Genomic DNA, 13,147 nt, shown 5'->3' with positions numbered 1-13,147 from the left:
AGACTCGTCGGCATCAGGCTCGGGATGCCGCGACTCTCGTCACTCGCACGCGGCGGGCTCGCGGGATCGCGCCGGGACGGCGCCCGCGCGCCTCACGCGCCCAGCACGCCCCAGGTCTGCGGCGTGCGGTCGTCCGTCGCGAGGAGGCCCGCGATCCAGCCGTCGTCGCGATCTCCCACGCCGTTGCGCAGCGCCTGGCGGAGCGTGCCCTCGTAGCGGAACCCGAGCGTCCGCGCGGCGCGCGCCGACGCGATGTTCCCGACCACCGCGCGCCACTCGATGCGGTCGAGGTCGAGCCCTTCGGCCGAGAAGCCCCAGTCGATGACGGATGCCGCAGCCTCGGTCACCAGCCCGCGCCCCCGTGATCCCGGGGCGACCCAGAAGCCGATCTCTGCGGCGCCGGCGGCGTGGCGGTAGAGCCCGATCATCCCGGCGAGCGTTGCGCCGTCGCGCATCGCCCATGTCTGGTCGACGCCGTCGGTCCAGTGCTTCGCGACGCGGTGGACGAACTCCTCCGCGTGCCGTCGCTCGTACGGCGACGGGACCGGCGTGTACCGCCGGATGTCGGGATCCTGGCAGGCCGCGAACACGGCGTCGATGTCGCCGTCGTGCGGCAGCGACAGCTCGAGCCGTGCCGTGCGCAGGGTGACGACCTCCATCACACGCGCCGGAGCAGCCCGATCTTGTCGTACACGTCGGCGAGCGTGCCGCGCGCGACCTCTTCGGCCTTGGCCGCGTTGGCGGCGAGCACACGGTCGAGCTCGGCGGGGTCGTCGAGCAGCTCGAGCGCGCGAGCGCGCACCGGGCCGAACTCGTTCACGACGACCTCGGCGAGGCCCTTCTTGAAGTCGCCGTAGCCGCGGCCCGCGAACTCGTCCTCGATCGCGCCGATCTGCCGGCCGCTGAGCGCCGCGTAGATGACGAGCAGGTTCGAGACGCCGGGCTTGCCCTCGCGGTCGTAGCGCACCGATCCCTCGGAGTCCGTGACCGCGCGCATGACCTTCTTCGCCGACACGGCCGGGTCGTCGAGCAGCCAGAGGGTGCCGGCATCCGACTCGGACGACTTCGACATCTTCGACGTCGGGTTCTGCAGGTCGTAGATGCGGGCCGTCTCCTTCTGGATGACGGGCATCGGCACCGTGAAGGTCTCGCCGTACCGGCTGTTGAACCGCTCCGCGAGGTCGCGCGTGAGCTCGACGTGCTGCTTCTGGTCGTCGCCGACCGGCACGATGTCGGTCTGGTAGAGCAGGATGTCGGCCGCCATCAGCACGGGATACGTGAACAGACCGACGGATGTCGCATCCGCGCCGTACCGCGACGACTTGTCCTTGAACTGCGTCATGCGCCCGGCCTCGCCGAAGCCCGTGAGCGTCGAGAGGATCCACGCGAGCTCGGTGTGGGCGGGAACGTGCGACTGCACGTAGAGCGTCGACTTCGACGGCTCGATGCCCGCCGCGATGTACTGCGCCGCCGTTCGACGGGTCTTGGCGCGGAGCTCGGCGGGGTCGTTCGGCTGCGTGAGCGCGTGCAGGTCGACGACGGAGAAGAACGCGTCGTACGACTGCTGAAGGTCGCGCCACTGCATGAGCGCCCCGATGTAGTTGCCGATCTGGAGGGAGTCGGCCGAGGGCTGCATGCCGGAATAGAGGCGCGGTTTCGTCACCCGGCAATCCTATTCAAGATGGATGCCTCACCCGCCGCTGTGGCGCAGCGCGGGCACGGCGGGGCACGCCCGGGCGGCGAGAGCGTGCCGTGGAGCTGTCAGGCCCCGACGCCGTAGTCCGCGACGACCGGCGCGTGGTCGCTCCACCGCGTGTCCCACGAGGGAGCCCGCACGACCCGGTAGTCGGTCGCGCGCGCCGCGAGGTCGGGCGTCGCGAGGTGGTAGTCGATGCGCCACCCGGTGTCGTTGTCGAAGGCCTTCCCGCGGTTCGACCACCATGTGTAGGGCCCGTCGACCTCGCCCGCGTGCCGTCGGCCGATGTCGACCCAACCGAGGCCCGGCCCGACCGAGCCGTCGACGCCCGTCACGTCGGTTCCGTCTGCGCCGAGGAACCGGTCGAAGTAGGCGCGCTCCCTGGGCAGGAAGCCCGCCTTCTTCACATTGCCCTTCCAGTTGCGGATGTCGAACTCGCGGTGCCCGACGTTGAGGTCGCCCATGATGAGGCTCAGCGGCCGCTCCGCGCGCAGGAGCGGCATCCGCTTCTCCATGGCGTCCAGGAATGCCCACTTGGCTTCCTGGCGCTCGGTGCCCGCCTCGCCCGTCGGGACGTACGCGCTCACGATCGTGACGGTCTCGCCGTCGACGTCGAAGTCCGCTTCGATCCAGCGGCCCGCCGAGTCGAGCGTCTCGGCGTCGCCGAGCACCCGTCGCACATCGACCGAGCCCGAGCGCGACAGCACCGCGACGCCGGCGCGCCCCTTCGCGAGCGCCTCGTCGTTGACGAGCTCCCACCCGGGCAGCGAGGCGCTCAGTTCGTCGAGCGTCGCCCGCACCTCTTGGAGGGCGAGGATGTCGACGTCCGCCTGCTCGAGCCAGGGGAGCATGCCCTTGCGGGCGGCGGCGCGGATGCCGTTGACGTTGACGGAGGCGATGCGGAGGCGGCGTGGCACGTCGGCCAGCCTAGCCTCGGCCTCCGACGCCGAGAGGCGTCACTCCAGGATCGTGCCGCGCAGCTTGGGCAGCGGGGGAGGAGCGACCGACTCGACGTGCTGCAGCTCGTCGACGGCATCCCGGACTGCCTTGTCGGCGGTCCACTTGCGATACCAGGGCGCCTGCTCCGCCGCTGTCTTGGCCGTGCGCAGCCGCACCTGCGCGGCGAGCAGGAGCGCCTCGTGCTCCTTCACGAGCCGCTCGGCGTCCGAGAGGGGCATGAGGGGCACGTCGTTGTCGTGCGCCGAAACGGCGACCCACGCCGCCGCGACGAGCATGATGACGCCGATGATGCGGAACCACAGCAGCAGGCCGACGAAGATCGCGAATGCGGCGAGCAGCGAGTTGGACGGCGTGTAGAGGAACAGCCACGCCGTGCCGAGCTGGAGGACGGTGATCGCGCCGCCGCCGAGGAGCGCGCCCGGCCAGATCCGTCGCCAGGCGAGTCTCGTGCCGGTGAGGAAGCGGATGAGTCCCGCGAGCGCGCCCGTGTAGACGACGAACGAGATGACGATCGTGCCGATCCGCAGCGTGAACTCCGACCAGCCCGAGGCGGGGCTGAGGCCCAGCAGCGTGATGATCCCGTTCATCGCCCACGTGCCGAACGACGTGAGGGCCGAGCCGAGGATCAGGGCGAGGGCGAAGAGCACGGCGCCGATCAGGTCGCGCGCCTTGAGGAAGAAGTAGCTGCGCAGGTCGGGCGGAAGCCCGAAGATGTCGCGCACGCCGCGGCGGGCGAAGGTCACGAAGCCGATAGCGGTCCAGATCAACGTGCCGAGGGCGATGATGCCCGTGATGCCGAGGGTCGTCGCGCTGCTCGTCGCGATCTCGGTGACCTCCGCCTCGGTGAACAGGCCGCTCTCGCCGATGAGCCCCGGGATGTAGGTGTTGATGACGCCGATGAGCGCATCGATCGCCTCGGGGCTCGCGCCGAGCCAGAGCCCGGCGATCGCGAATCCGACGTAGATCGCCGCGAAGCTCGCGAACAGCGCCTGGTAGCTGACGCCCGCCGCCAGCAGGAACCCGTTGTGGTGCAGGAAATGCATCCACACCCGGATCGGGAACCACTGCATCGTCCGCTGCGTGAACCCGCGCGCCTGCTCGATGCGCGGCTCGAAGCGCTCGCGCAGCACTGCCTGCGTTTGATCCCAGCTGCGCCGGAGCCCCTCCTCCTCGGCCGCCGCCGCGTCGGCGGCGTCCTGCGCCGCGGGCGCCGGGGAGCGGTCACGGGAGACGGTCACGCTGAAAGACTAGCGAGCACGGGATGCCGCGGCCCGGCGTCCCGCCCGGGCCGGGCGAGGAACCGGCGGCGCGTGACGCAGCGCCGCGAAGGGCGCGGCGAGGAGCGTCAGCGCTTACCGCGCAGGACCGCCTGCTTGACCTCGGCGATCGCCTTGGTGACCTCGATGCCGCGGGGGCACGCCTCGGTGCAGTTGAAGGTCGTGCGGCAGCGCCACACGCCCTCCTTGTCGTTGAGGATGTCGAGGCGCACGTCGGCCGCGTCGTCGCGCGAGTCGAAGATGAACCGGTGGGCGTTGACGATCGCGGCGGGCCCGAAGTACTGGCCGTCCGTCCAGAAGACGGGGCACGACGAGGTGCACGCGGCGCACAGGATGCACTTGGTCGTGTCGTCGAACACTTCGCGGTCCACGATCGACTGGATGCGCTCCTTGCCGGGCTCGACCTTGGAAGAGGCGATGAGGAAGGGCTGCACTTCGCGGTAGGAGGCGAAGAACGGCTCCATGTCGACGATGAGGTCCTTCTCGAGCGGCAGGCCCTTGATCGCCTCGACGTAGATCGGCTGCGAGATGTCGAGGTCCTTGATGAGCGTCTTGCACGCGAGCCGGTTGCGCCCGTTGATGCGCATGGCGTCCGATCCGCAGATGCCGTGCGCGCACGAGCGGCGGAACGACAGTGAGCCGTCGACCTCCCACTTGATCTTGTGCAGGGCGTCCAGGACGCGGTCGGTCGAGTAGAGCTCGACGTCGTAGTCGACCCAGCGCGGCTCTTCATCGACCTCGGGGTCGAAGCGCCGGATGATGAAGGTCACGAGGAACGACTGGATGCCGGTGTCGTTCGCCGCGGCATCCTGAGCCGTCTCCTGCGCGTCCTCGTCGGTGCGCTCGATGATGTCGGTCGCGGAAGTGGCCATGCTCAGTACTTCCTCTCCATCGGCGGGTAGTTCAACTCGCCCTGCGCGTTCCTGGTGAACACGACCGGCTTCCAGTCGAGCCGGATGTGGTCCTCGGGATGCGACGACTGCGCGTCGCCCGAGAGATAGGCCATGGTGTGCTTCATGTAGTTCTCGTCGTCGCGCTTCGGGTAGTCGTCGCGCATGTGGCCGCCCCGACTCTCCTTGCGGTTGCGCGCGGTCACGACCACGACCTCAGCGAGGTCGAGGAGGAACCCGAGCTCGACGGCCTCCAGGAGGTCGGTGTTGTAGCGCTTGCCCTTGTCGTCGACGTGGACGTTGCGGTACCGCTCGCGGAGCTCGGCGATGACGTCCATCACCTCGCTGAGCGACTCGTCCGTGCGGAAGACCTGCGCCTTGCGGTCCATCTCGTCCTGCAGCGTCTTGCGCAGCACCGCGATGCGCTCGGTGCCCGGGTTGCTCCGCAGGCCCTCGATCAGCTCGCGGACCTCCTTGGCGGGGTCCTCGGGCAGCGGCACGAAGTCGGCGGTCTGCACGTACTGCACGGCGTTGCGGCCGGCGCGCTTGCCGAAGACGTTGATGTCGAGCAGCGAGTTCGTGCCGAGGCGGTTCGAGCCGTGCACCGAGACGCACGCGCACTCGCCGGCGGCGTAGAGACCCGGTACGACAGTCGTGTTGTCCGCGAGCACCTGGGCGTCGTTGTTCGTCGGGATGCCGCCCATCGCGTAGTGCGCCGTGGGCATGACCGGCACGGGCTCGACGACGGGGTCGACGCCGAGGTACGTGCGGGCGAACTCCGTGATGTCGGGGAGCTTGGTCTCGAGCACCTCCGCGCCGAGGTGCGTGCAGTCCAGCAGCACGTAGTCGCGGTGCGGACCCGCTCCGCGGCCCTCGGCGACCTCCTGCACCATGCAGCGGCTCACGATGTCGCGCGGTGCGAGGTCCTTGATGGTCGGCGCGTAGCGCTCCATGAAGCGCTCGCCGCTGACGTTGCGCAGGATCGCGCCTTCACCGCGCGCACCCTCGGTGAGCAGGATGCCGAGTCCCGCGAGGCCCGTCGGATGGAACTGGAAGAACTCCATGTCCTCGAGGGGCAGGCCCTTGCGCCAGATGACGCCGACGCCGTCGCCCGTGAGGGTGTGGGCGTTCGAGGTCGTCTTGAAGATCTTGCCGAAGCCGCCCGTCGCGAAGATGACGGCCTTCGACTGGAAGACGTGCAGATCGCCCGTCGCGAGCTCGTACGCGACGACGCCCGCGATCTGCTGGTCCTTGCCCTCGCCGACCGTGACGAGGTCGAGGACGTAGAACTCGTTGAAGAAGTTGATGCCGAGCTTCACGCAGTTCTGGAAGAGCGTCTGCAGGATCATGTGGCCCGTGCGGTCGGCGGCGTAGCACGCGCGGCGCACAGGGGTCTTGCCGTGGTCGGCGGTGTGACCGCCGAAGCGGCGCTGGTCGATCTTGCCCTCGGGCGTGCGGTTGAACGGCAGGCCCATGTTCTCGAGGTCGATGACGGCATCGATCGCCTCTTTCGCGAGGATCTCGGCCGCGTCCTGGTCGACGAGGTAGTCGCCGCCCTTGACGGTGTCGAAGGTGTGCCACTCCCACGAGTCCTCTTCGACGTTCGCGAGCGCCGCCGCCATGCCGCCCTGCGCCGCGCCCGTGTGGGACCGCGTCGGGTAGAGCTTCGTGATGACGGCCGTCCTGGCGCCCGGCCCCGCCTCGATCGCCGCGCGCATGCCGGCGCCGCCGGCTCCCACGATGACGATGTCGAACTGGTGGTAGTGGACGCCGTCCTTGACATAGCTGTCGGCGGTGGTCTGGGTGCTCACGTGTGGGATGCCTCTGTCTCAGTCGATGTGTCCGCGCGCGACCAGGTCACAGCTCAGCGCAGAAGCTGGGCAGCAGGTCGGCGGGGGAGCCGGTGGGGCACGGGTCGAAGGTGAAGACGACGAGCGTGCCGAGGAGGATGAGGAACGCCGCCGACAGCCACAGCGCCCACACGAGGACGCGGCGCGTGCGCTCGTGGCCGACGTAGTCGTTGACGATCGTGCGCATGCCGTTGGCGCCGTGGATCAGCGCGAGCCACAGCATCAGCACGTCCCACCACTGCCAGAACGGCGTCGCGAACTTGCCCGCGACGAAGGCGAAGTCGATCTGCTTGACGCCTTCGCCCAGCACGAGGTTGACGAAGAGGTGGCCGAAGATCAGGACGACGAGCAGCACGCCCGAGGCGCGCATGTAGATCCAGCCCCACTTCTCGAGGTTGGCGCCCTTGCGCGGCGTCGTCCGCGGAGCGCGGGGGTCGGCGATGGTGTCGGCAGTCATCTCAGTGCCCCCCGGTGATCTCGCTCATGATGACCATGAACTGGCGCGGCACGAATGCCGCCATCGTGACGAACCAGACGCCGAGCACGATCCACCACAGCTGGCGCTGGTAGCGCGCGCCCTTCGACCAGAAGTCCACGACGATGATGCGCAGGCCGTTGAACGCGTGGTACGCGATCGCGCCGACGAGTGCGATCTCGCCGACGCCCATGATCGGGTTCTTGTACGTGCCGATGACGGCGTTGTACGCCTCCGGGGAGACCCGGATGAGCGCCGTGTCGAGGATGTGCACGAGGAGGAAGAAGAAGATCGCGACACCCGTGATGCGGTGCAGGACCCAGGACCACATCCCCTCGTGGCCTCGATAGAGAGTGCCGCGCGGCACTCGGGACGTGGTCTCCGCGACCGACGGGGTGATGCGTGCTGGTGCAGACACGGGCCGTCCTCCCTGACTAGAACACTGTGCGGGGGCGAACTCTGCCCCGGGGGAATGGCGTCCCCCTGCGTCACGCGGGCGCGCCGTACATCCTATTCCCGTCATGTCGCGCGGAGGGATGGGCCTCTCGGAAGTATCTCGACGTCGAGATATCTTTACGGCGACGGATGCCGATCCTCACGCGATTCACGGGGCTGACAACTCCCCGACACCCGCGCGCAACACCCCTGGGTAGCCTGGAGTCATGCCCGAGCCGATCAACGACTTCTACGCCGTCATCCCCGCGGGGGGCATCGGCAGCAGACTGTGGCCGCTGTCGCGTGCCGACGCGCCCAAGTTCCTGCACGACCTCACCGGGTCGGGGCAGACGCTGCTGCGCGACACGTGGGATCGACTCGAACCGCTCGCCGGCAGCGACCGCATCGCCGTCGTGACCGGTCGCGCGCATCGCGCCGCGGTCGAGAGGGAGCTTCCCGGCGTCCCCGACAAGAACGTCTTCCTCGAGTCGGAGCCGCGCGATTCGGCGGCGGCGATCGGTCTCGCGGCGGCGATCCTCGTCAAGCGCGAGCCTGACGTCATCATCGGCTCGTTCGCCGCCGACCACGTCATCCGCGGCGCGCAGGTGTTCGACTGGGCGGTCCGGCAGGCCGTCGCGACGGCGCGCGAGGGCTACATCTGCACGATCGGCATCCCGCCCGTGGAGCCGTCCGTGGGCTTCGGCTACATCCAGAAGGGCGACGAGCTCGTGGTCGAGGGCGCTCCCGAGGCGGCCCTCGTGCGGCGCTTCGTCGAGAAGCCCGACCTCGAGACGGCCAAGGCCTATTACGCCGATCGCTCGTACCTCTGGAACGCCGGCATGTTCATCGCGCGGGCCGACGTGCTGCTGGGCGAGATCGCCGAGAACGAGCCGCATCTGTATGCGGGTCTCATGGACCTCGCCGAGGCATGGGACGACCGCGACGCGCGCGGGCCGGTCGTCGACCGCGTGTGGCCGACGATCACCAAGATCGCGATCGACTACGCCGTCGCCGAGCCCGCGGCGGAGAAGGGGCGCCTCGCAGTGATTCCCGGTCACTTCGACTGGGACGACGTCGGAGACTTCGCGAGCCTCGCCAAGCTCAACACCCACGGGCGCGGCAACGACCTCGCGATCCTGGGCAAGAACGCGCGCATCCTCGCCGACGCCTCGAGCGGCATCGTCGTGAGCCAGACCAACCGCGTCATCAGCGTCATCGGCGTGCAGGACATCGTGATCGTCGACACCGAGGACGCGCTCCTCGTCACGACGAGCGAGCATGCGCAGCGCGTCAAGGGCGTCGTCGACGCGCTCAAGGTCACGGGCCGGAACGAAGTGCTCTGACGATCCGCAGTCGCGCGGAATGCGGCATCCGGTTCCGTCCGTGTTGCGTCTTTGTAACCATTCGGGCCCCGGGGCCTTGCAGGAATGCAACTCGGCGGTCACAGTAGGTAACTTCGCTTCATCACCCGCGATGTCCGCGGGTCTACTTCCGTGGAGGCAGACGTGACTTTTTCCACCCGCAAGCGAGTGGCCGGCGGCCTGGTCGCCGCCGGCATGTTCGTTGCCCTCGCAGGCTGCGCATCGGCGCCCGAGGAGACGGCGCCCACAGATGAGGCCACGTCCACCGTGGTCGAGGGCTTCCTGCCCTGCGTCGTGTCCGGCGCGAGCCCGGGCGGATTCCAGGACAAGTCGTTCAACCAGCTCTCCTACGAGGGGCTGGAGCGTGCCGCAGACGAGCTCGGGATCGACTTCCTCGACGTGCGGTCGACGTCCTCCTCCGACTTCGCGCCCAACATCCAGAGCCTGATCGACCAGAACTGCACGCTCATCGTCACGACGGGCTTCGACCTCGGCGCGGCAGCCGGTGAGGCCGCCATCGCCAACCCCGACATCCAGTTCGTCACCGTCGACACCACCGTCGACAACGACTTCGACGGAGCCACGGACGCCCCGAACATCAAGCCCGTCATCTTCGACACGGCTCAGGCTGCGTTCATGGCCGGCTATGCGTCGGCGTCGTACAGCACGTCGAAGATCGTCGGCACCTTCGGCGGCGGCAACTTCGACACGGTGTCGATCTTCATGGACGGCTTCGCCCAGGGCGTGGACTACTGGAACGAGCAGAAGGACGACAGCGTCACGGTGCTCGGTTGGGACCGCGCGAAGCAGGATGGACTCTTCACGGGCTCGTTCGTCGCCGGCCAGGAGGCGATCAACGCCGCGAGCGGTCTCATCGCCCAGGGTGCTGACGTGATCCTGCCGGTCGGTGGCGAGATCTACCAGAGCGCGGCGTCCGTCATCCGCGACTCGGGCAAGGACATCGCGCTGCTCGGCGTCGACGCCGACGTGTTCGAGACCGACCCCACCGTCGGCGAGCTCCTGCTGACCTCTGTCCTCAAGGCTGTCGACGTCGGCGTCGAGGAAGCGGTCCTCAAGGCCGGCCAGGGCGACTTCGACACGACGCCGTTCGTCGGCACGCTCGACAACGACGGCGTCGGCATCGCCCCGTTCCACGACTTCGAGAGCAAGGTCTCGCCCGACCTCCAGGGTGAGCTCGACGCGATCAAGGCCGGCATCATGGACGGCTCCATCAAGGTCGAGTCCTACCTCAACAAGTGATCCACTGAATGTGGGGGGAGGCCGGTTCGCCGGCCTCCCCCCACGCCTGTCTGGACCCCGGCGATCGCCGCACACGTCCCGTGCGCCGCCGCGTCCCCTCTCACTAGGATCGGCACCATGAAGCTCGAACTCCGCGGGATCACCAAGCGGTTCGGCACCCTCGTCGCAAACGACCACATCGATCTCGTCGTCGAGCCGGGCGAGATCCACTGCTTGCTGGGCGAGAACGGGGCGGGCAAGTCGACGCTCATGAACGTCCTTTACGGCTTGTACACCGCCGACGAGGGCGTCATCCTGCTCGACGACCACGTGCAGAACTTCCAGGGCCCCGGCGACGCGATGCGCGCCGGGATCGGCATGGTGCACCAGCACTTCATGCTCATCCCCGTCTTCACCGTCGCCGAGAACGTGATGCTCGGCCACGAGTCGACCCGCGCCGGCGGGCTGCTCGATGTGGCGGCGGCGCGCGAGCGCGTCCGCGAGATCTCGCAGCGCTTCGGCTTCCACCTCGACCCCGACGCCGTCGTCGAGGATCTGCCGGTCGGCGTGCAGCAGCGGGTGGAGATCATCAAGGCGCTGTCCCGCGACGCGAAGGTGCTCGTGTTCGACGAGCCGACGGCGGTCCTCACGCCGCAGGAGACCGACGAGCTCATGGAGATCATGCGCCAGCTCAAGGCGTCCGGGGCATCCATCGTCTTCATCACCCACAAGCTGCGCGAAGTGCGCGAAGTCGCCGACCGCATCACCGTCATCCGGCTCGGCAAGGTCGTGGGCGAGGCATCGCCGACCGCCTCGAACGCCGAGCTCGCCTCGATGATGGTGGGTCGAGCGGTCGAACTCACGGTGCACAAGGCTCCACCCGAGCCGAACGACCGAGGACTCGTGGTCGAGGGGCTCACCGTCATCGACCCGCTCGGACAGCTCGTCGTCAATGACATCAGCTTCGACGTGCGCGGCGGAGAGATCCTCGCCGTCGCGGGGGTTCAGGGCAATGGCCAGACCGAGCTCACCGAGGCCCTCATCGGGTTGCAGGACCGCGTCCGCGGGTCGATCACCCTCGACGGCGAGGAGCTCGTCGGCAAGAGCGTGCGACACATCCTCGACGACGGCGTCGGCTTCGTGCCGGAGGACCGCAACGAGGACGGGCTGGTCGGAAAGTTCACGATCGCCGAGAACCTCATGCTCGATCGTTCCAGCGGAGCGCCCTTCGTGAGGTCCTGGACCCTGCAGCGGCGCACGCTCGCGGCGTTCGCGCAGGAGAAGTTCACCGAGTTCGACGTCCGCGCGCAGGGCATCGAGAGCCCGGTCAGCGCGCTGTCCGGCGGCAATCAGCAGAAGGTCGTGCTCGCGCGCGAGCTCAGCCGCGACCTTTCGCTGCTCGTCGCGGCCCAGCCGACGCGCGGCGTCGACGTCGGCTCCATCGAGTTCATCCACAAGCGCATCGTCGCGACGCGCGACGAAGGCGTGCCCGTCATCGTCGTCTCGACCGAGCTCGACGAGGTCGCCGCGCTCGCCGACCGCATCATGGTGATGTATCGCGGCAGGATCGTCGGGATCGTTCCGGGCGACACCCCGCGCGAAGTGCTCGGACTGATGATGGCGGGCGAGACCCCCGCTGGGGAAGGGGCCGCCGCGTGAGCACGCCGTCCGAGCCGACCGAGGCTCCGCCGCCGTCGAGGTGGCATCAGACCTTCCTCAAGATCACCCAGGGCAATGCCATCATCTCGGTGCTCGCCGTGCTCCTCGCCTTCATCGGAGGCGGCATCCTCATCGCGGCGACGGACGAAGACGTCCAGGCGGCCGCGAAGTACTTCTTCGCGCGCCCCGGCGACACGCTCGCCGCGAGCTGGGATGCCGTGTGGGGGGCGTACAGCGCGCTGTTCCAGGGTGCGATCTACAACTTCGGGGCGCCGACGTTCGCCCGTGCGATCCGGCCCCTGACCGAGACGCTCACCTTCGCGACTCCGCTCATCGCGGCCGGTCTCGGCGTCGCGCTCGCATTCCGCATCGGCATGTTCAACATCGGCGGCCGCGGCCAGATGCTCCTCGCGGCGGCGGCGGCCGGTTACGTCGGCTTCGCCTTCGACATGCCATTCCCGCTGCACATGATCCTCGCGCTGATCGCAGGCCTCATCGCCGGTTCCCTGTGGGCGGGCATCGCGGGCTTCCTCAAGGCGCAGACGGGCGCGCACGAGGTCATCGTGACCATCATGCTCAACTACATCGCCTACTACCTGGTGGCCTGGATGCTGCGCACGGAGGGTCTGCTCCAGGCGCCGGGGACCAACACCCCGAAGACGCCGCCCATGAAAGACACGGCGGTGTTCCCCGAGCTGCTCGGTCCGCAGTTCAACCTTCACTTCGGATTCATCCTCTCGGTCGCGGCGACCTTCCTGGTGGCGTGGATCCTCAACCGCTCGAGCCTCGGGTTCAAATTCCGCGCCGTCGGGGTGAACCCGAACGCCGCGCGCGTCGCGGGCATCAACGTCAAGAGGATGTACCTCTACGGGATGCTGATCTCCGGCGCCCTCGTCGGCCTCGCGGGCGTCCACCAGGTGCTCGGCACGGTCACGACCGGCTTCGGAGCCGACATCGATGCGGGCATCGGATTCGACGCGATCACGGTCGCGCTCCTCGGCCGATCGACGGCGTGGGGCACGTTCGCGGCCGGCATCCTCTTCGGCGCGTTCAAGGCCGGCGGCTTCTCGATGCAGGCGTCGCAGCAGATCCCGATCGAGATCGTGACGGTCGTGCAGGCGCTCATCGTCCTGTTCATCGCCGCGCCGCCGCTCGTGCGGACGATCTTCTTCCTGCCGTCGCCCGAGCGCGACCGGCGCAGGGCGGAGAAGGCGCGACGGAAGGCGCTCAAGGCGGAGGTCAAGGCCGACGTCCAGCTCGAGGGGGTGTCCAAGTGACATCGCCGCGTGTCTCCGTCGAGGGACT

At 68.7% G+C, this 13,147-nt stretch carries 12 protein-coding genes; 4 read left to right on the top strand and 8 right to left on the bottom strand.

Annotated elements, in window-relative coordinates; translation table 11 throughout:
• Positions 1-92: 92 nt before the first annotated feature.
• The 8 genes from MJ607_RS18225 to sdhC all read right to left on the bottom strand — a co-directional run bounded on the left by MJ607_RS18225 (position 93) and on the right by sdhC (position 7,566).
• Positions 93-659, bottom strand: a complete 567-nt coding sequence (locus MJ607_RS18225; protein ID WP_243077031.1) for a GNAT family N-acetyltransferase — start codon at positions 657-659, stop codon at positions 93-95.
• Complete coding sequence (trpS, locus tag MJ607_RS18220) at positions 659-1,663, bottom strand: tryptophan--tRNA ligase (RefSeq protein ID WP_308193860.1); 1,005 nt, start codon at positions 1,661-1,663, stop codon at positions 659-661. Before trpS ends, MJ607_RS18225 begins: the two co-directional genes overlap by 1 nt.
• Positions 1,664-1,761: 98 nt before the next feature.
• Positions 1,762-2,613 carry an exodeoxyribonuclease III gene (locus MJ607_RS18215; protein ID WP_243077030.1) on the bottom strand — a complete coding sequence of 284 codons (852 nt, stop codon included), beginning with the start codon at positions 2,611-2,613 and terminating at the stop codon, positions 1,762-1,764.
• 39 nt (positions 2,614-2,652) lie between these two features.
• Positions 2,653-3,894, bottom strand: a complete 1,242-nt coding sequence (locus MJ607_RS18210; RefSeq protein WP_243077029.1) for a YihY/virulence factor BrkB family protein — start codon at positions 3,892-3,894, stop codon at positions 2,653-2,655.
• Between the two features lie 107 nt (positions 3,895-4,001).
• Positions 4,002-4,805 carry a succinate dehydrogenase iron-sulfur subunit gene (locus MJ607_RS18205; protein ID WP_243077028.1) on the bottom strand — a complete coding sequence of 268 codons (804 nt, stop codon included), beginning with the start codon at positions 4,803-4,805 and terminating at the stop codon, positions 4,002-4,004.
• 2 nt (positions 4,806-4,807) lie between these two features.
• The gene (gene sdhA / locus MJ607_RS18200; RefSeq protein ID WP_243077027.1) at positions 4,808-6,634 is read right to left on the bottom strand and encodes a succinate dehydrogenase flavoprotein subunit; all 1,827 of its coding nucleotides are present in this window, start codon (positions 6,632-6,634) and stop codon (positions 4,808-4,810) included.
• Between the two features lie 46 nt (positions 6,635-6,680).
• Entirely contained in the window at positions 6,681-7,130 is a 450-nt protein-coding gene (locus tag MJ607_RS18195) for a succinate dehydrogenase hydrophobic membrane anchor subunit (RefSeq protein WP_243077026.1), read from the bottom strand.
• A gap of 1 nt (position 7,131) precedes the next feature.
• The gene (sdhC, locus tag MJ607_RS18190) at positions 7,132-7,566 is read right to left on the bottom strand and encodes a succinate dehydrogenase, cytochrome b556 subunit (protein WP_243077025.1); all 435 of its coding nucleotides are present in this window, start codon (positions 7,564-7,566) and stop codon (positions 7,132-7,134) included.
• Between the two features lie 244 nt (positions 7,567-7,810).
• On the opposite strand from sdhC, the gene MJ607_RS18185 reads away from it, so the two are divergent.
• The 4 genes from MJ607_RS18185 to MJ607_RS18170 all read left to right on the top strand — a co-directional run bounded on the left by MJ607_RS18185 (position 7,811) and on the right by MJ607_RS18170 (position 13,119).
• Complete coding sequence (locus MJ607_RS18185; protein ID WP_243077024.1) at positions 7,811-8,926, top strand: mannose-1-phosphate guanylyltransferase; 1,116 nt, start codon at positions 7,811-7,813, stop codon at positions 8,924-8,926.
• A gap of 162 nt (positions 8,927-9,088) precedes the next feature.
• Positions 9,089-10,204 carry a BMP family protein gene (locus MJ607_RS18180; RefSeq protein ID WP_243077023.1) on the top strand — a complete coding sequence of 372 codons (1,116 nt, stop codon included), beginning with the start codon at positions 9,089-9,091 and terminating at the stop codon, positions 10,202-10,204.
• 117 nt (positions 10,205-10,321) lie between these two features.
• Positions 10,322-11,842, top strand: a complete 1,521-nt coding sequence (locus MJ607_RS18175) for an ABC transporter ATP-binding protein (RefSeq protein ID WP_243077022.1) — start codon at positions 10,322-10,324, stop codon at positions 11,840-11,842.
• Complete coding sequence (locus MJ607_RS18170; protein ID WP_243077021.1) at positions 11,839-13,119, top strand: ABC transporter permease; 1,281 nt, start codon at positions 11,839-11,841, stop codon at positions 13,117-13,119. Before MJ607_RS18175 ends, MJ607_RS18170 begins: the two co-directional genes overlap by 4 nt.
• Positions 13,120-13,147 lie beyond the last annotated feature (28 nt).

The sequence above is a fragment of the Microbacterium sp. SS28 genome, assembly GCF_022761035.1.
Taxonomy (GTDB): domain Bacteria; phylum Actinomycetota; class Actinomycetes; order Actinomycetales; family Microbacteriaceae; genus Microbacterium.
This window is presented reverse-complemented; position numbering and strand designations above follow the sequence as displayed.